This is a genomic window from Kitasatospora sp. NPDC058170 (genome assembly GCF_042883905.1).
Classification (GTDB): domain Bacteria; phylum Actinomycetota; class Actinomycetes; order Streptomycetales; family Streptomycetaceae; genus Kitasatospora.
In genome coordinates this window covers 1-17,102 of the sequence record NZ_JBHVUV010000001.1, presented here as the reverse complement: position 1 = coordinate 17,102, position 17,102 = coordinate 1, and the positions used below count along the sequence as shown (strand labels likewise).

Genomic DNA, 17,102 nt, shown 5'->3' with positions numbered 1-17,102 from the left:
CTTCACATTCGTAGAGTCTGAATCCCCCTGAGCATTCCCTGGAGCGGCACCGACCGGTGTGGAGGCCGGCACATGACAGCCATCTTCGACCAGGAGCTGCGCGAGCAGCTCGCACAGGCCCGCAAGGAACTCGCGGCCGCCCGGGCCGACGGGGACGCCGACGGCGTCCAGGCCTACGAGGGCCGGATCGCCGGACTGCTCCGACTCGCCGCCCAACACGGCATCACCCTGCCGCACACCGCCGACGAGGCGCACGGCGAGGGCTGACGGCCCGCGGACCCGACCCCACGACCGCCCCGACCCCTCCCGATCCTCTCGACCTTCTCCGCCTTCTCGACCTTCTCCGCCTTCTCGACCTTCTCCGCCTTCTCGACCTTCTCCGCCTTCTCGACCTTCTCCGCCTTCTCGACCGACCGCACGACAGGCAGCACCCCGCACAACACACAGAGGCGGCACCCGGAACCCCGGGTGCCGCCTCCGTCACGTCACGGCTACTCGCCGGCCGGCTCCAGGACCGCCACGCACTCGAAGTGGTGGGTCATCGGGAACAGGTCGAAGGCCCGCAGCGAGACCGGCCGGTAGCCGCCCTCGCGGAAGAACGCCAGGTCACGGGCGAGCGCGGCCGGGTCACACGCCACGTACGCGATCCGGCGGGCGCCCAGCCCGACCAGGTGCGCGACTGTCTCCCGACCGGCCCCGGCCCGCGGCGGGTCGAGGACGATCAGGTCGGTGGCGGTGATGCCGGTGCGCGGCAGCAGCGTCTCGACCCGGTCGCACTCGATCCGGACGTTGTCCAGCACGGCCAGGTTGTGCCGGGCGTCGACGACGGCCTGCTTGGACGACTCGATGCCGAGCACCGCGCCCTCCTCGCCGACCCGGTCGGCCAGCGCGCCCGCGAACAGGCCCACACCGCAGTACAGGTCGAGCGCGTTCTCGCCCCACTGCGGGTCCAGGCCGTCCAGGACGGCATCGACCAGGGTGTCCGGGGCCTCGGGGTGGATCTGCCAGAAGCCGCCGTTGCTGACCCGCCAGGTCCGCCCGGCCGCGCGCTCGCGCACGAAGGAGCGGCCGTGCACCTTGTGGATGTTGTCGTGGTCGTCGATCCGGGCGATCGACACCGGCTTGTCCAGCTCCACCAGCGGCAGCTGCGCGCCCGGCGCCGGGGTCAGCACGACCTGGCGGTCCGAGGAGCCGGAGGCCGCGATCACCTCGACCGAGGTGACACCGGGCCAGTCGCGGGCCTCGATGCCCAGCTCGGTGACGCCCTCGGAGGCGATCAGGCAGTGGTCGATCGGCTGGATGTCGTGCGAGCGGTGCTTGCGCAGGCCGACCTTGCCGGTCTCCTGGTCGACCGTGTACTGCACCCGGCTGCGCCAGGCCGGCACCTGCCCGGCCGGCAGCTTGCCGCCGACCGGCTCAACACTGCCGTCCCAGCCGGCCTCGGCCGGGGTGAGGCCGGCCAGCTTGGCCAGCTGCTCGGTGAGCACCTGCACCTTGAGCTTGCGCTGCCCGCCGGGCGTGACGTGCTGCCAGTCGCAGCCGCCGCACTTGCCGGGCCCGGAGAACGGGCACGGCGGGGCGATCCGGTCCTTCGCGGGGGTGAGGATCTCCACCGCGTCGGCGCGCAGGAAGCGGGACTTGGTGGTGCCCTCGGTGACCTGCGCGACCACCGTCTCGCCGGGCAGCGCGTGCCGGACGAACAGCACCCGGCCCTCGTGCCGGGCCACGCAGTGCCCGCCGCCGTGCGCGACCGGGCCGACCTCGACCTCGTAGCGCTCGCCGACCAGCGGATCGCCGCCGGGCCCCCGGGGGGCGGCCTCGGCGCGCGGCGCGCGAACGGCGCGCAGCGCCTTGGGCGGGCGGACGGCCTGCTTGCGCGGCCGCTCCCCGCCCTGGGACCTCTCCTTGGCGCCCTGGGACTTCTCCTTGGCGGCCTGCTTGGGCTTCTCCTTGCGCGGCTCGGCGGGCGCCGGGCGCTCGGGGGCGCGCTCGCCCGGCGCGAGCGGCGCGGTCTGCGCGGTGAAGCCGTCGCGGTCGGTGGCGGCCGGGCGCACGGGCTTGCCCCAGCGCGGCCGGGCGACCTGGCCTGGCTTGGCGGCGCCCTTGCGGGCGCCCTTGCCCGAGGAGCCGTTGGAGCGGGGCGGGGTGTTGCGGGTCACTGGGAGGAGTCCTTGCTGCTGTCAGCGGTGCCTTCGGGCGGAGCGGAGACCTTCGACTTTACGGCCTTCGGCGCCCGGGGCTCGCCACGCCGGACGGAGCCGGGGGCCGACCAGGCCTTCTGCGGCTTGCGCCGCTCGGAGGACTCCAACTGCCAGGGTACGGAGGTCACCATCACTCCGGGCTTGAACAGCAGGCGTCCCTTGAGCCGCAGCGCGCTCTGGTTGTGCAGCAGGTGCTCGTACCAGTGGCCGACCACGTACTCGGGGATGTAGACCGAGACCACGTCGCGCGGGCTGCTGCGGCGCAGGTTCTTCACGTAGTCCAGGACCGGGCCGGTGATCTCGCGGAACGGCGAGTCCAGCACCTTGAGCGGCACCTCGATGCCGCGCTCGTCCCACTCCTTGCGCAGCGCCGCGGTGTCCGCCGGGTCCACGTTGACGGTGACGGCCTCCAGCGTGTGGGCGCGCGCCAGCCGGGCGTAGGCCAGGGCCCGCAGGGCCGGCTTGTGCAGCTTGGAGACCAGCACGATGGCGTGCACCCGGGTGGGCAGCACCACGTCGTCCGGCTCCTCGGCGGCGACCAGCTCGTGGGAGACCCGGTCGTAGTGCTTGCGGATGGCCTTCATCATCACGAACAGCACGACCATCGCGGCGATCGCGATCCAGGCGTGGCTGATCTTGGTGGCGAGCACGACGATCAGGACGGCCATGGTCATCACCAGGCCGAAGGTGTTGATCGCCCGGCTGCGCTGCATGTGGCGGCGCTTGGCCGGGTCGGTCTCGGTGCGCAGCAGCCTGGTCCAGTGCCGGATCATGCCGGACTGGCTCATGTTGAAGGACACGAAGACGCCGACGATGTAGAGCTGGATCAGCCTGGTCGGGTCGGCGTCGAAGGCGATGATGAACAGGATCGCGGCCAGCGCCAGCAGGATGATGCCGTTGGAGAAGGCCAGCCGGTCGCCGCGGGTGTGCAGCTGGCGCGGCAGGTAGCGGTCCTGGGCGAGGATCGAGCCGAGCACCGGGAAGCCGTTGAACGCGGTGTTGGCGGCGAGCACCAGGATCAGGCCGGTGACGGCCGCGACGAAGTAGAAGCCGGGCGTGAAGTTGTTGAAGACGGCTTCGCTGATCTGGGCGAGCGCGGTCTTCTGGTGGTAGTCCCCGGGGGCGCCGCCCAGCTGGACGGCGGGCTCCTCGGCCATCTGGACGCCGGTGAGGCGGGCCAGCCAGATGATGCCCATGAACATCACGACGGCGATGGACGCCATCATCAGCAGGGTGGTCGCCGCGTTCTTGCTCTTCGGCTTGCGGAAGGCCGGCACGCCGTTGGAGATGGCCTCCACACCGGTCAGCGCGGCGCAGCCCGAGGAGAACGCCTTGAGCAGCAGGAACACCATGGCGAAGCCGGCCAGCGACTCGTTGCCCTCGGTCGGCTGCAGGTGGAAGCCGGCGCTCTCGGCGGGCATGTCCTGCCCGAGGCCGAAGTGCCGGACCACGCCGTAGACCACCATGCCGAGCACGCCGACCATGAAGGCGTACGTCGGGACGGCGAAGGCCGAGCCGGACTCGCGGACCCCGCGCAGGTTCATTCCCATCAGCACGATGACCACGACCACGGACAGGGTCAGCTCGTGGCCGCGCAGCGCGGGCACCGCGGAGACCACGTTCGCGACGCCGGAGGTGGTGGAGACCGCCACGGTGAGGATGTAGTCGACCATCAGCGCGCTGGCGACCACCAGGCCCGAGTTGGGCCCGTGGTTCACGGTGGCGACCTCGTAGTCACCGCCACCGCTGGGGTACGCGTGCACGTTCTGCCGGTACGAGGCCACCACCGCGAGCATGACGATGGCGACGACGACGCCGATCTGCCAGGAGAAGTGGATGGCCGAGGCACCCGCCAGGGAGAGCGTCAGCAGGATTTCCTCGGGCGCGTACGCGACCGAGGAGAGCGCGTCCGAGGCGAACACGGGCAGCGCGATGCGCTTGGGGAGCAGCGTCTCCCCGAGTTTGTCGCTGCGCAACGCACGCCCGATCAGGATGCGTTTCGGAAGGTCAGTCGGCATAGGCACGTTAAGGAATCGTAGGGGCTGTTCGGCGTGCGGTCCGACTTATGGCCCCCCCTTCGTCGCGACTGTGTTCGGTGGACCGGCTAGCGTGTCGGATACGAGCAGGCGGGCAACACTCAAGTTGTCGCGTCAGGCCACACGAGAACGCTCGCCCCGCACAGTGGGGCGGGGAAGGATGATGAACGGTGTTTGCGCAGGTCAAGACCCCAACGGGACGGGTGAGGTAGCGCCGGTGCACATCGTCATCATGGGCTGCGGCCGCGTGGGCTCCGCCCTCGCCAGAGCGCTGGAGAAACAGGGCCACTCGGTCGCCGTCGTCGACCAGGACCCGACGGCGTTCCGCCGCCTCGGCGCCGGGTTCAACGGCCGCCGGGTGACGGGTGTCGGCTTCGACCAGGACACCCTGCGGGAGGCGGGCATCGAGGAGGCCGGCGCCTTCGCGGCCGTCTCCAGCGGCGACAACTCCAACATCATCGCCGCCCGGGTCGCCCGGGAGAACTTCGGTGTGGAGAACGTCGCCGCCCGGATCTACGACCCCCGTCGCGCCGAGGTCTACCAGCGCCTGGGCATCCCGACCGTGGCCACCGTCCGCTGGACGGCCGACCAGATGCTGCGCCGGCTGCTGCCCAGCGGCGCCGAGCCGCTCTGGCAGGACCCGAGCGGCACCGTCCAGCTCGCCGAGGTCGCGTACGACCCGCGCTGGGTCGGTCACCGGATCAGCGCGCTGGAGGAGGCCTCCGGCGCCCGCGTGTCGTTCGTCACCCGGCTCGGGGAGGGCGTCCTCCCCACGTCCCAGATGGTGGTGCAGGAGGGCGACCTGGTGCACGTGATGCTGCGCCGGGCCGACCTGACGGCGGTCGAGGCCGCGTTCGCGCAGGGCCCGGAAGAGGAGGGTCACTGATGCGGGTCGCCATTGCCGGGGCCGGTGCCGTCGGCCGCTCGATCGCGGGCGAGCTGTTGGAGAACGGCCACGAGGTCCTGCTGATCGACAAGAACCCGAACTCCATCTCGGTGGAGCGGGTCCCCATGGCGGAGTGGCTGCTGGCCGACGCCTGTGAGATCACCTCGTTGGACGAGGCCGCACTGCAGCGCTGCCACGTGGTGATCGCCGCGACCGGCGACGACAAGGTCAACCTGGTCGTCTCGCTGCTCGCGAAGACCGAGTACGGGGTGCCGCGGGTGGTCGCCCGGGTGAACAACCCCAAGAACGAGTGGCTCTTCAACGAGTCCTGGGGCGTGGACGTGGCCGTCTCCACCCCGCGCCTGATGTCCGCCCTGGTCGAGGAGGCGGTCAGCGTCGGCGACCTGGTCCGGCTGATGCGCTTCAGCCAGGGCAACGCCAACCTGGTCGAGCTGACCCTGGCCGCCGACACCGAGCTGGTCGGGACGAGGGTCGGCGACGTGCCGTGGCCGCCGGACACCGCGCTGGTGACCATCATCCGCGAGGGCCGGGTGCTCACGCCGGGCAAGGACGACACCCTGGAGGGCGGCGACGAGCTGCTCTTCGTGGCCGCGCAGGAGCGCGAGGAGGAGCTGGAGGACCTGCTCTCGGCGTCCTCCGGCGCCCAGTAGAGCCGGTCGCCCGGAACGCGCGAGGGGCCCGCACTCGATCCGAGTGCGGGCCCCTCGCGCGTCGCTGTCCGTCCCGCGTCGCTATCCGTCCCGGGCGGGCCTCTCGTCGGGCTCGTCGTCCGGCTGCGCCTTGATCGGCGGCGGCGCCTTCAGCAGGATCTGCCAGGTCACGTACATCGCCAGCAGCATCGGCGGGATGCCGAGGGCCACCTTCAGCCAGCCGAGCAGGTTGACGTTGTGGGTGAAGTACAGCGGGAAGAGGATCAGCGGCTTGATGCCCATGATCACCACCCAGGCCCAGGTGGCCTTGGTGTAGGCCGCGAGGCGGCCCGGATTCTGCTTGCGCCAGGTGAACATCTCGCCGGTGATCGGGCCGAGCATCAGGCCGATCATCGGCCAGCGGACCAGCGCCGACACGGCCAGGCCGACGGCGTAGCCGACGTTCCAGAGCAGGCCGGGCAGGTAGAAGTTCTCCGCCTTGCCGGTCTTCATCGAGATCCAGGCACCGATGGCGACCCCGAACACGCCGCTGAAGGCGTGCTGGACGGTCTCCCGCCGGGCCAGCCGGGCCACCACGAACAGGCCGCTGAGGCCGAGCGCGGCCCACGCGGCCGCCGGGACCTGGTGGGTGATGTTGTACGTGACGATGAAGACGAGGCCGGGCAGCGTCATGTCGACCATGCCCCGGACACCGCCGAACGCCTTCATCACGGTGTCGGCGGCCTCGCGGGAGGCGGCCTCGCGGGCGGCGGCCTCGCGGGCCACCGCGTCACCGGCGGCGGTCTCGACCGGGTCGAGCTGGGCGGCGGTCTCGCCGCCGGGGTGGTTGCTCACGCTCATTCGCTCCCGTGTCCGACCGGACGCAGCTCGTAGCGGGGGTTGAACAGCACGCGGCGCCCGCGTGCGTGGCTGATCCGGCCGCTGGCCACCAGGCGGCGGCCGGGCTCTATGCCGGCGATGGACCGGCGGCCGAGCCAGACCACGTCCAGCGCCTCGGTGCCGTCGAAGAGCTCCGCCTCCAGCGCGGGCACCCCGGCCCGGGGGCGCAGGGTCACGGTTCGCAGGGTGCCGGCGACGGTGACCAGTGCACGGTCCCCGCAGCTGGCGATCGGAGTGCAGCCCGACTCCGCCGCGCTCTCCTGGCGCAGCTCCTCGGCCTGCAGCTCCTCCGCGGAGGAGGTCAGCCGGCTGAGCATGCGGCGGAAGCGGCCCTGCGGCTGGTCGCTGCTGATGTCACCACTCATGCCCGAAGGGTACCGGTTTCCGGGCTCCCGGGGGCAGGCCGCGAAGTCGCCGGGGGTCCGGTCCCCGGCCCGTCCGGCCCGCCCAGGCCGGGTGGCCCCCGGCTCACCCCCGACACGCCCCCGGCTCACCCCTCGAAGCGGTAGCCCATGCCCGGCTCGGTGATGAAGTGGCGCGGGTGCGAGGGGTCGCGCTCCAGCTTGCGGCGCAGCTGGGCGAGGTAGACCCGCAGGTAGTTGGTCTCGGTGCGGTAGGCCGGGCCCCAGACCTCCTGGAGCAGCTGGGTCTGGCTGACCAGGCGTCCGGCGTTGCGGACCAGGACCTCCAGCAGGTGCCACTCGGTCGGGGTGAGGCGGACGTCGGTGCCGTCCCGGTTGACCTTCTTCGCCGCGAGGTCGACGGTGAAGGTGTCGGTGACCACCAGCGAGTCGTCCTCGCCGGCCACCGGTTCGGCCCGGCGCAGGGCGGCGCGCATCCGGGCGAGCAGCTCGTCCATGCCGAACGGCTTGGTGACGTAGTCGTCCGCGCCCGCGTCCAGCGCCTCGACCTTCTCGTCGGAGGCGTGCCGGGCGGAGAGCACGATGATCGGCACCCTGGTCCAGCCGCGCAGGCCCCTGATCACCTCGACGCCGTCCATGTCGGGCAGGCCGAGGTCGAGGACCACCACGTCGGGGTGGCGGGCGGCGGCCAGCTCCAGGGCGGCGGCGCCGTCGTGGGCCGCGTCGACCTCGTACTTGCGGGCCTTGAGGTTGATCACCAGCGCGCGGACGATCTGCGGTTCGTCGTCCACGACGAGGACCCGGGTCATACGGGCTCCGCCTTTCACAGCTGTCGGTAGGGGTGGGTGTCGCGCGGTCGTACGGGGTCCGGGCGGTCCGCCGTCCCGGCCGTCGGCGTCTCGGCAGGCTCCGGCGGGCGGTCGACGGCGGGCAGGCTGACTTCGGGCAGGTCGACGGCAGGCAGGTCGACGGCGGGCAGGCTGACGACCATGGTGAGTCCGCCGCCGGGGGTGTCCTCGGCGGTGACGGTGCCGTCCATCGCCTCGACGAAGCCGCGCGCCACCGCGAGCCCGAGTCCGACACCGGCGCCGCGCGGGGCGTCCCCGTAGCGCTGGAACGGCGCGAAGATCCGCTCCTTGGCGTCCTCGGGTACGCCGGGCCCGCGGTCGACGATCCGCAGCTCGACCCGGCCCCGGCCGCCCGCCGGGTGCAGGGCGTCGGCCTTGACCAGCACCTTGACGCCGTCCGGGCTGTACTTCACGGCGTTCTCGACCAGGTTGGCGAGCGAGCGCTCCAGCAGCCCGCCGTCGGCCCGGATCATCGGCAGCGTCTCCGGCACGTCCAGCCGAACGGACTCCGGCGGCACCCCGCCGAGGGCGAAGGGCACCACCTCGTCCAGGTCGGTCTCCTGGATGAGCGGCGTGACCGTCCCGGTCTGCAGCCGGCTCATGTCGAGCAGGTTGTTGATCAGGTGGTCGAGCCGGTCGGCGCCGGCCTCGATGACGGCCAGCAGCTCGGCCTCGTCCGCCTCGTCCCACTCGACGTCCGCCGAGCGCAACGAGCTCACCGAGGCCTTGATGCCCGCCAGCGGGGTGCGCAGGTCGTGCGAGACGGCGGCCAGCAGGGCGGTGCGGATCCGGTTGCCCTCGGCCTCCCGGCGGGCGGCGGCGGCCTCCCCGGCCAGTCGGCGGCGCTCCAGCAGCACCGCGGCCTGCGCGGCGAACGCGCCGAGCAGCCGGCGGTCCTCGGCGGGCAGCACCCGCCCGCGCAGCACCAGCGCCAGGGAGTCGCCGACCGGGACGTCCACGTCGGCGGCCTCGGGGCGCGGCGGCGGGTGCGGACCGGCCGCCGCCACCGTCTGCCACGGCAGGAGCGGGTCGGGCCGCTCCAGCAGAGCGGCGGAGTCCTGCTGGAAGGTCTCCCGGACCTGCTCCAGCAGCGCGGTCAGCACGCCGTCCCCACTCGGCGCCTTGCGCAGCACGGTGCCGGCCAGCGCACTGAGCGTCTGCGCCTCGGTCTGGCTGCGGGCCGCCTGGTGGGTGCGCCGCGCGGCGAGGTCCACCACGGAGGCGACCGCTATGCCGACGGCGGTGAATATCGCCACCGCCATGATGTTCTGCGGCTCGTCGATGGTGAAGGTGTGGATCGGCGGAGCGAAGTAGTAGTTCAGCGCCGAGGAGCCGACCAGCGCCGAGGCGATCGCCGGGAACAGGCCGCCGACCAGGGCCGCGCACACCGTCAGCGACAGGAACAGCAGCATGTCGGTGGAGAGCCCGAGGCCCTCGACGTGGGTCAGCAGCAGCGCCAGCAGCGGCGGCCCGCCGAGGCCGATCAGCCAGCCCGCGACGGCCCGGGTCCGGCCGAGGTCGGTGACCTTGCGGATCGGGATCCGGCCGAGGCCCTTGGCGGCGTGCTCGTGGGTGACGATGTGCACGTCGATGTCGCCGGACGCCCGGGTCACCGTGGTGCCCACGCCCGGGCCGTAGACGTACTGCCAGGCGGGCCGGCGACTGGTGCCCAGCACGATCTGGGTGGCGTTGACGCCGCGCGCGAAGTCCAGCAGCCCGGCGGCCGGGTCGTCGCCGAGCACCGCGTGGTAGCTGCCGCCGAGTCCCTCCACCAGCGCCCGCTGCTCGATCAGCGCCTGCGAGGAGCCCGAACCGGAGCCGGCCAGGCCGTCGGAGCGGGAGATGTGGACGGCCAGCAGTTCGCCGCCGGAGCCGCGGGCGGCGATCCGGGCCGCCCGGCGGATCAGCGTCGCGCCCTCCGGTCCGCCGGTCAGGCCGACCACGATGCGCTCGCGGGCCTGCCAGGTGCCCTGGATGCCCTGCTCGGCGCGGTACCGCTGCAGGTACTCGTCGACCCGGTCGGCCGTCCAGAGCAGCGCCAGCTCGCGCAGCGCGGTGAGGTTGCCCGGACGGAAGTAGTGGGCGAGGGCGGCGTCGATCTTCTCCGGCGCGTACACGTTGCCGTGGGCCAGCCGGCGGCGCAGGGCCTGCGGGTCCATGTCGACCAGCTCGATCTGGTCGGCCCTCCGCACCACCTCGTCCGGGACGGTCTCGCGCTGGCGCACCCCGGTGATGCCCTCGACCACGTCGCCGAGCGACTCCAGGTGCTGGATGTTGACGGTCGAGACCACGTCGACGCCGGCCGCCAGCAGCTCCTCGACGTCCTGCCACCGCTTGGTGTTGCGGCTGCCGGGGACGTTGGTGTGCGCGAGCTCGTCCACCAGCACCGTCTGCGGGCGGCGGGCCAGGACGGCGTCCAGGTCCATCTCGGTGAACGCGGCGTCCCGGTGGGTCATCTCCCGGCGCGGGACCACCTCCAGACCGTGGACCAGCTCCGCGGTGTTCCGGCGCCCGTGGTCCTCGACGAACCCGACGACGACATCCGTACCGCGCTCCAGCCGGCGGTGGGCCTCGGCCAGCATGGCGTACGTCTTGCCGACCCCGGGCGCCGCCCCGAGGAAGATCCGCAGCCTGCCGCGTCCCATGTGCACCATTCTTGATCCGGCCTGCCCGGGGTACCACCCCGGACATCTGTTCCCCTCACCTTGGAGACTACGGCGTGGCAGGTGATTCTCCACCGATCGGGGCGCTGATCAGGCAGTTTTAGCGGCATATTGACGGCGGTTAAGGCCCCTGGGGTGGGCGGTCCGGCCCTTCACGCCGCCGCCACGCCCGCGCAACACGCCGCTGGAAGCATCAACCGCATGCTCTCCCTGGTCGCACCGCCCTCCCCCGGCAGGGCCCGACCGCCCGCGGAGGGCGGCGGGGCCGGGGCCGTCCTGCGCGCCGTCCTGGCCGGCGGCCCGCTCACCCGGACCGCCCTCGGCCGGGCCACCGCGCTCAGCCCGGCCGCCGTCTCCCGGCACACCGCGGACCTCGCCGGCCTCGGGCTGCTGCGCGAGCTCCCGCCCGCCGACGGCCCGCCCCGGGCCGGCCGCCCCCGGCTACCGCTGGACATCGACACCCGCCACCACCTCGCCTGCGGCGTGCACATCGGCGTGCCGTGGATCACCTTCGCCCTGCTGGACCTGCGCGGCCGGGTCGTCGCCCACGAGCGCCTGCCCCGGCGCGGCGACGCGGACGCCGTCCTCGCCGCGATCCGCGCCCACCTCCCCGGCTTCCTGGCCCGCCGCGCCGCCGGGCACTCGCTGCTCGGCCTCGGCGTCGTCACCGGTGGCTGGGTCGACTCCGAACGCGGCAGCGTCGTCGAGCACGGCCCGCTCGGCTGGCGCGACGTCCCCGTCCGCGAGGTCCTGGTCGGCGCCACCCGGCTGCCGGTCCACGTCGACGGCCACGCCCGCGCCCTGGCCCGGGCCGAGCTGCTCTTCGGGGCCGGCAGCGGCGCCACCGAACTGGTGCAGCTGTTCATCGGCAACGTCGTCGACGCCGCCATCGCCACCGGCGGCACCGTGCTGCACGGCCGCCGCTCCCGGGCCGGGGACATCGGCCACCTCCCCGTACCCGGCTCCACCGAGCCCTGCCCGTGCGGGCGCACCGGCTGCCTCCAGGCCACCGTCTCCGAACACACCCTGGCCCGCCGCGCCCACGCCCAGGGCCTCATCCCCGCACCGGACTTCGACCTGCTGCTCGCTCTGGCCGGCGCCGGGGACCGCACCGCGCTGCGCCTCTTCGAGGAGCGGCTGCGGCTGGCCGCCCCCACCGCCGCCCTGCTGCTCGACATGCTCAACCCCGAGGTGCTGGTGGTCAGCGAGGCCGGCCTGATGGTCGCGCCCTCGCTGCGCCCGTACCTGTACGAGCAGATCCGCCGCCACTCGCACGCCGGGCCCGAGCAGTCGGTCACCGCGACCGGCTTCGGCGTCGAGGTGCTCGCGGTCGCGGCCTGCGCCCCGGTACTGGACAGCGTCTACCAGCGGCCGATGGAGCTGCGCACCGCGCGCGCCGTCCGGTGACGGCCCGCCCGGCCACCGTGCCGGACCACCGTGAACGACCACCGCACCGGACCACCGTGTCCGACCGTCACGCGTGACCGCCCGTCAACGCCGGATTAATTCCACGGCCTGGCGAATGGTTGTCGCCCCCGGGCCCGGCCGGAAGGATTTCGGGTATCCCTTTTCCCTCCCCTTCCCGGAGTGATTCCGCCGTGCCCGAAAACCGCCAGCTGCATTTCAACCTGTTCCTGATGGGCGTCGGCCACCACGAGGCCGCCTGGCGCCATCCGCGCACCGATCCGGCCGACGCCGGTTCCATCGCGCATTTCCAGCGACTGGCGAAGGAGGCCGAGGCCGCGTCCTTCGACTCGGTGTTCCTCGCCGACGGCGTCGAGGCCCGCTCCGACGGCGGGTGGGGCCTGATCAGCCACTTCGAACCGTTCACCCTGCTCACCGCGCTCGCCGTGGTGACCGAGCGGATCGGCCTGATCGGTACCGTCTCCACCGGCTTCTCCGAGCCCTACAACCTGGCCCGCCAGTTCGCCTCGCTCGACCACATCAGCCACGGCCGGGCCGGCTGGAACATCGTCACCTCGGCCGGCGAGCGCTCCGCCCAGAACTTCAGCCGCACCGCCAACCAGGAGCACGCCGTCCGCTACGAGCGGGCCGCCGAGTTCCTGGACGTGGTCACCGCGCTCTGGGACAGCTGGGAGGACGGCGCACTCGTCCTCGACCCCGCGAGCGGCCGGTTCGCCGACGCCGCCCGGGTCCACGACATCGACCACGTCGGCAAGCACTTCCAGGTCCGCGGCCCGCTCAACATCCCGCGCAGTCCACAGGGCCACCCGCTGCTCGTCCAGGCCGGGTCCTCCGCCAGCGGAAAGGCCTTCGCCGCCCGCTGGGCCGAGGCGGTGTTCACCGCCCAGCAGACCCTGGAGGAGGGCCAGGCCTTCTACGCCGACCTCAAGCGGCAGGCCGCCGCCGCGGGCCGCGACCCCGGACACGTCAAGATCCTGCCCGGCATCGTGCCCGTGCTCGGCTCCACCGAGGCCGAGGCCCGGCGACTGGACCGGGAGCTGGACGAGCTGATCAACCCGGACCGCGCGGTCGGCGTGCTCTCCACCGTCCTCGGCGTCGACCTCACCGACCACCCGCTGGACGAGCCGCTGCCCCCGCTGCCGCCGGTCACCGAGATCAACGGCGCCAAGAGCCGCTTCGAGCTGATCCGCGACCTGGCCGAGCGCGACCGGCTGACCCTGCGCCAGCTCGTCGGCCGGCTCGGCGGCGGCCGCGGCCACCAGGTCGTCACCGGCACCCCCGAGCAGATCGCCGACCACATCGGGACCTGGTTCGGCCGGGGCGCGGCCGACGGCTTCAACATCATGCCGCCCGTCCTGCCCGGCGGGCTCACCGACTTCACCGAGCAGGTGCTGCCGATCCTGCGCCGCCGCGGCCTCTTCCGCGACGGCTACACCGGCCGCACCCTGCGCGAGCACTACGGCCTGCCCCGCCCGGCCGGCCGCTACGCCGCCGCCTAGGATCCGTCTAAAGACGGACCCTAGGGTCCGGGCAGTACGGCGTGAGACCCGAGGCCCTCCCGGCCCCGGGTCTCACGCCGTACTACGTCCCTCAACCGCCCAGCGGAGCACGCCAGGCCGTGAACCGGCGCTCCAGGGCGACCAGCAGCTGGTTGAAGACCACCCCGATCACCGAGATGGTCACGATCCCCGCGTACATCTGCGGAATCGCGAAGTTGTACTGCGAGGCGTTGATCAGGTAGCCGAGCCCGGCCTTCGCCCCGACCATCTCCGCGGCGACCAGCACCAGGATCGAGACCGCCCCGGCCAGCCGGATGCCCGTGAAGACGATCGGCACCGACGCTGGCAGGATCACCTTCTGGAACAGCCGGGGCGCCGAGAGGTCGAGCGAACGCGCCAGGCGGATCAGCGTCGGATCCACGCTGCGCACCGCGCTGACGGTGTTCAACAGGATCGGCCAGAGGCAGGCGTACAGCACGATGGAGATCTTGGACGTCTCACCGATCCCCAGGATCAGCACGAACACCGGCAGCAGTGCGAGCGCGGCCGTGTTGCGGAACAGCTCCAGCAGCGGGCTCAACAGGCTCGCCACCGGCCGGTACCAGCCGATCAGCAGCCCCAGCGGCACCCCGATCACCACCGCCAGCCCGAACCCGCTCAGCGAACGGGTCAGACTGGCCCAGGTGTTGTCGGCCAGCTGGCCGCTCTCCACCAACCCGACCCAGGCGTCGGCCACTTCGGAGAACGGCGGCAGGAAGGTCCGGTCCACCAGGTCGAAGCGCGGCGCCAACTCCCAGAGCAGCAGCAGCGCGGCCACCGCCACCGACTTGCCGAGCCCGGCGAGCAGCAGCCTCGACAACCGCCGCAACGCCACCGCCGGACGGCCCGGCCGCACCACCGCCGCGGCCGGGGCCTCCCGGGCGTCCTGCGGCGCCCGCGTGGCCCGTTCGGCCTCCTCGGCCGTGCCGCTCCCACCGTTCCCGCCCGTCCCGCCCGTCCCGACGGCCCGGTCGGCGACCGCCGCCGTCTTCAGATCGGTGCTCATACCTGGCTGACCTCCCGCTCCAACAGCTGCGCACGGCTGACCTCGTCGTGCAGCAGACTCCAGATCTCATGCCGGTACCGCGCGAACTCCGGGCTGGACCGCAGGTCCTGGCCCTCCGACCGCTCCCCCAGGTCGATCGCCACGATCTCCTTCACCCGCCCGGGCCGCGAGGTGAGCACGGCCACCCGCCCGCCCAGGTAGACGGCCTCCTCGATGCCGTGGGTGATGAACACGACCGTCTTGCCGGTGCTGCGCCAGATCCGCAGCAGCTCGTCCTGCAGGGACTCCCTGGTCTGGGCGTCGAGCGCCGCGAACGGCTCGTCCATCAGCAGCACGTCCGGGTCGTAGGCCAGGCTCCGGGCGATCGCCACCCGCTGCTTCATCCCGCCCGACAGCTCGTGCGGGTGCCGGTCCTCGAAGCCCGTCAGACCGACCAGGTCCAGGTACTCCCGGGCCCGGGCGGCACGTTGCCGCCGCGGCACACCGATCGCCTCCAGGCCGAACTCGACATTGCCCTGCGCGGTCCGCCACGGCAGCAGCGCGTACTGCTGGAAGACGATGCTGCGGTCCGGCCCCGGACCGGTCACCGGCCTGCCGCCCAGCAGGATCTCGCCGGAGGTCGGCGCGGTCAGCCCACCGAGCAGGTCGAGCAGCGTCGACTTGCCGCAACCGCTGGGCCCGACCACCGCGACGAACTCACCTGCCGGGACCTCCAGTTCGACGGAGTCCAGCGCCGTGAACACGGCCGGTCCGCGGCCGGAGACGGCGCCGCCCCTGATCGGAAAGGTCTTGGTCACCTGACGGAAGCTGATGTGCGCGGTCATCGCTGCTCAACTCCCGTAGCCGTTGAACTCGTTGGTGTACAGGTCGGCGGCCTTCAGCTGGTCCTGCTTCAGGTCGCCGTGGGTGGTCAGCCAGTCGATCCAGATCTGGAAGGTCCGGTCACCGAGCCGGCCGCCCGGCTCGGCCACCCCGAACGACTTCCAGTACTGCAGCGTGGCGGTGTCCTCGTTGCGGCCGCGCTTCCTGACGATCTCCACACTGCGGGCGACCACCTCCTCGCGGGGCGTCGTCCTGGCCCACTCCACGGCCCTGGCCACACCGGTGACGAAGGTCTTCGAGGTGGTGGGGTTCGCCTTGAGGAACCTGTTGGTCAGCACGTAGGTACCGGCACTGAAGGAGCCCAGCAGGTCGAAGTCGCTGAGCAGCGGCCGGATCCCGCCGGCCGCCACGGCTTTGTCCCGCAGGATGCCGCCGAGCACCGCGACCTCGATCTGCTTCTGCCGCAGCGCCTGCTCCGTGTTGACCGGCGGCAGCACGATCCGCTCGACCCTGCCCAACTCCCCTGCCGCGAAGCCGTTGCGCTGGAGGTAGGTGTCGAGCACCGCCTCGCTGTGCGCCCCCAGGGTGTTCATCGCGACCTTCTTGCCGACCAGGTCCCGCGCGGACCGGATCGGGCTGTCCTCCAGCACGTAGTAGCCGCTGAACAGGTTGGCGTCGACGCCGTAGTAGCTGATCACCGCCTTCACCGGCGCTCCGGCCGCGATGAGCTTCACCACCGCTCCGTTGAACGCGCCGCCGAAGTCGGTCTGGCCGGTCGCCGCCGACTGGATGTCCTGCGGCCCGCTGATGGTGTTGCCCACCCACTCCAGCTTCACATCGCCCAAGTAGCCCAGATCCTCGGCGAGTTCGGGCAGGGTCACCTGCCCCACGGTGCCCTGGTATCTGAGTTTCCTGGTCTCCGTGCCTCCTCCGCTGCTCGCGGTGGCCCGACCGCACGCGGCGGCCGCCGCCGCGACGGCGGACAGGGCGAGGAAGTGTCGGCGGGACGGCTGAGCAGCAGCGGGCATGGCTGGTCCTTTACGGGTACGGAAGCTTCTACGGGGACGGAAGCCGGGGAGCGGGGACGCGGCGGACGGAGGCACCCGCTGGTGACGGACGGCGCCACCGGACGTCCGGACATCCGGAAGCGGAACGGCGGCGGCATGGCCAGGCGAGAAGGTCAGCCCGACAGGTGAGTCAGCGCGGCGAACTGCGCCGGCACGGCAGGCCGGTCAGCGACAGACAGCACAGAGGGCGCTCGCGTGACGTCGCAGATCGACGTGCAGGCGGCCCACAAGGCGCTCGGATTGGCTCACGCCCCCAGCGTCGCAGCGGCCCCGACCGGGGTCAACGAATGTTCAGCCATCGGAAGAAACCCCGTCAGCCGGCCGGTCCGAGAACTCCCGGAAAGTCCCGGAAACGCAGAGAAGCCCTGACCGGTGACCGGTCAGGGCTTCTCTGGAATGATTGTTCGGCGGCGTCCTACTCTCCCACAGGGTCCCCCCTGCAGTACCATCGGCGCTGTGAGGCTTAGCTTCCGGGTTCGGAATGTAACCGGGCGTTTCCCTCACGCTATGACCACCGAAACACTATGAAACTTTTCACCGCACCCACACCGTGACCATGGCATGGGGGTCGTTGTTTCAGAACAACACAGTGGACGCGAGCAACTGAGGACAAGCCCTCGGCCTATTAGTACCGGTCAACTCCACCCCTCACAGGGCTTCCATATCCGGCCTATCAACCCAGTCGTCTACTGGGAGCC

At 72.2% G+C, this 17,102-nt stretch carries 15 protein-coding genes and 2 rRNA genes; 5 read left to right on the top strand and 12 right to left on the bottom strand.

All coding sequences use genetic code 11. The features are described from left to right. The first annotated feature begins 72 nt into the window (after positions 1–72). Entirely contained in the window at positions 73–267 is a 195-nt protein-coding gene (locus tag ACFVVX_RS00085; protein WP_387939620.1) for a hypothetical protein, read from the top strand. A gap of 224 nt (positions 268–491) precedes the next feature. Here the strand turns inward: ACFVVX_RS00085 and ACFVVX_RS00080 are convergent, their stop codons facing one another. Together ACFVVX_RS00080 and ACFVVX_RS00075 are read right to left on the bottom strand one after the other, a co-directional pair. Next, complete coding sequence (locus ACFVVX_RS00080; protein ID WP_387940617.1) at positions 492–1,847, bottom strand: class I SAM-dependent RNA methyltransferase; 1,356 nt, start codon at positions 1,845–1,847, stop codon at positions 492–494. A gap of 308 nt (positions 1,848–2,155) precedes the next feature. Then, positions 2,156–4,225 carry an APC family permease gene (locus tag ACFVVX_RS00075; protein ID WP_387939618.1) on the bottom strand — a complete coding sequence of 690 codons (2,070 nt, stop codon included), beginning with the start codon at positions 4,223–4,225 and terminating at the stop codon, positions 2,156–2,158. A 229-nt stretch (positions 4,226–4,454) separates the two neighbouring features. Between ACFVVX_RS00075 and ACFVVX_RS00070 the strand changes: the two genes are divergently transcribed. Together ACFVVX_RS00070 and ACFVVX_RS00065 are read left to right on the top strand one after the other, a co-directional pair. Further along, positions 4,455–5,123, top strand: coding sequence for a potassium channel family protein (locus ACFVVX_RS00070; RefSeq protein WP_387939616.1), 669 nt, complete (start codon positions 4,455–4,457; stop codon positions 5,121–5,123). Beyond that, positions 5,123–5,794 (top strand): potassium channel family protein, encoded by a 672-nt coding sequence (locus ACFVVX_RS00065; RefSeq protein ID WP_387939614.1) that lies wholly within the window; start codon positions 5,123–5,125, stop codon positions 5,792–5,794. The genes ACFVVX_RS00070 and ACFVVX_RS00065 overlap by 1 nt, the downstream gene beginning before the upstream one ends. An 81-nt stretch (positions 5,795–5,875) precedes the next feature. Here ACFVVX_RS00065 and ACFVVX_RS00060 read toward each other — a convergent pair whose 3' ends face one another. The 4 genes from ACFVVX_RS00060 to ACFVVX_RS00045 all read right to left on the bottom strand — a co-directional run bounded on the left by ACFVVX_RS00060 (position 5,876) and on the right by ACFVVX_RS00045 (position 10,528). Next, entirely contained in the window at positions 5,876–6,628 is a 753-nt protein-coding gene (locus ACFVVX_RS00060; RefSeq protein ID WP_387939612.1) for a DUF3159 domain-containing protein, read from the bottom strand. A 2-nt stretch (positions 6,629–6,630) separates the two neighbouring features. Next, positions 6,631–7,038, bottom strand: a complete 408-nt coding sequence (locus ACFVVX_RS00055; protein WP_387939610.1) for an OB-fold nucleic acid binding domain-containing protein — start codon at positions 7,036–7,038, stop codon at positions 6,631–6,633. Positions 7,039–7,163: 125 nt separating this feature from the next. Further along, positions 7,164–7,844: a response regulator gene (locus tag ACFVVX_RS00050; protein WP_387939608.1), complete on the bottom strand. Its 681-nt coding sequence runs from the start codon at positions 7,842–7,844 to the stop codon at positions 7,164–7,166. 14 nt (positions 7,845–7,858) lie between these two features. Continuing rightward, positions 7,859–10,528 carry an ATP-binding protein gene (locus ACFVVX_RS00045; RefSeq protein WP_387939606.1) on the bottom strand — a complete coding sequence of 890 codons (2,670 nt, stop codon included), beginning with the start codon at positions 10,526–10,528 and terminating at the stop codon, positions 7,859–7,861. Between the two features lie 219 nt (positions 10,529–10,747). Here ACFVVX_RS00045 and ACFVVX_RS00040 point away from each other — a divergent pair, with 219 nt between their 5' ends. After that, entirely contained in the window at positions 10,748–11,953 is a 1,206-nt protein-coding gene (locus tag ACFVVX_RS00040) for an ROK family protein (protein WP_387939604.1), read from the top strand. A 191-nt stretch (positions 11,954–12,144) separates the two neighbouring features. Next, positions 12,145–13,470, top strand: coding sequence for an LLM class flavin-dependent oxidoreductase (locus ACFVVX_RS00035; protein ID WP_387939602.1), 1,326 nt, complete (start codon positions 12,145–12,147; stop codon positions 13,468–13,470). Between the two features lie 91 nt (positions 13,471–13,561). On the opposite strand, the gene ACFVVX_RS00030 is transcribed toward ACFVVX_RS00035, so the two are convergent. From ACFVVX_RS00030 to ACFVVX_RS00005, 6 genes are all read right to left on the bottom strand, one after another. Continuing rightward, positions 13,562–14,515: an ABC transporter permease gene (locus ACFVVX_RS00030; RefSeq protein ID WP_387939600.1), complete on the bottom strand. Its 954-nt coding sequence runs from the start codon at positions 14,513–14,515 to the stop codon at positions 13,562–13,564. Next, positions 14,512–15,339 carry an ABC transporter ATP-binding protein gene (locus ACFVVX_RS00025; RefSeq protein ID WP_387939598.1) on the bottom strand — a complete coding sequence of 276 codons (828 nt, stop codon included), beginning with the start codon at positions 15,337–15,339 and terminating at the stop codon, positions 14,512–14,514. The genes ACFVVX_RS00030 and ACFVVX_RS00025 overlap by 4 nt, the downstream gene beginning before the upstream one ends. A gap of 6 nt (positions 15,340–15,345) precedes the next feature. Continuing rightward, positions 15,346–16,365, bottom strand: coding sequence for an ABC transporter substrate-binding protein (locus ACFVVX_RS00020; protein ID WP_387939596.1), 1,020 nt, complete (start codon positions 16,363–16,365; stop codon positions 15,346–15,348). 204 nt (positions 16,366–16,569) lie between these two features. Next, complete coding sequence (locus ACFVVX_RS00015) at positions 16,570–16,653, bottom strand: putative leader peptide (protein WP_387940615.1); 84 nt, start codon at positions 16,651–16,653, stop codon at positions 16,570–16,572. Positions 16,654–16,806: 153 nt separating this feature from the next. Beyond that, a 5S ribosomal RNA gene (gene rrf, locus ACFVVX_RS00010) occupies positions 16,807–16,923 on the bottom strand. Positions 16,924–17,009: 86 nt separating this feature from the next. Then, positions 17,010–17,102, bottom strand: a 23S ribosomal RNA gene (locus ACFVVX_RS00005); the annotation flags it as partial.

What these genes read in the sequence shown, in the direction of transcription:
- ACFVVX_RS00085 (WP_387939620.1), top strand. Translation starts at nt 73, where the DNA reads ATGACAGCCATCTTCGACCAGGAGCTGCGCGAGCAGCTCGCACAGGCC.
- ACFVVX_RS00065 (WP_387939614.1), top strand. Translation starts at nt 5,123, where the DNA reads ATGCGGGTCGCCATTGCCGGGGCCGGTGCCGTCGGCCGCTCGATCGCG.
- ACFVVX_RS00055 (WP_387939610.1), bottom strand. Translation starts at nt 7,038, where the DNA reads ATGAGTGGTGACATCAGCAGCGACCAGCCGCAGGGCCGCTTCCGCCGC.
- ACFVVX_RS00050 (WP_387939608.1), bottom strand. Translation starts at nt 7,844, where the DNA reads ATGACCCGGGTCCTCGTCGTGGACGACGAACCGCAGATCGTCCGCGCG.
- ACFVVX_RS00045 (WP_387939606.1), bottom strand. Translation starts at nt 10,528, where the DNA reads ATGGGACGCGGCAGGCTGCGGATCTTCCTCGGGGCGGCGCCCGGGGTC.
- ACFVVX_RS00040 (WP_387939604.1), top strand. Translation starts at nt 10,748, where the DNA reads ATGCTCTCCCTGGTCGCACCGCCCTCCCCCGGCAGGGCCCGACCGCCC.
- ACFVVX_RS00030 (WP_387939600.1), bottom strand. Translation starts at nt 14,515, where the DNA reads ATGAGCACCGATCTGAAGACGGCGGCGGTCGCCGACCGGGCCGTCGGG.
- ACFVVX_RS00025 (WP_387939598.1), bottom strand. Translation starts at nt 15,339, where the DNA reads ATGACCGCGCACATCAGCTTCCGTCAGGTGACCAAGACCTTTCCGATC.
- ACFVVX_RS00020 (WP_387939596.1), bottom strand. Translation starts at nt 16,365, where the DNA reads ATGCCCGCTGCTGCTCAGCCGTCCCGCCGACACTTCCTCGCCCTGTCC.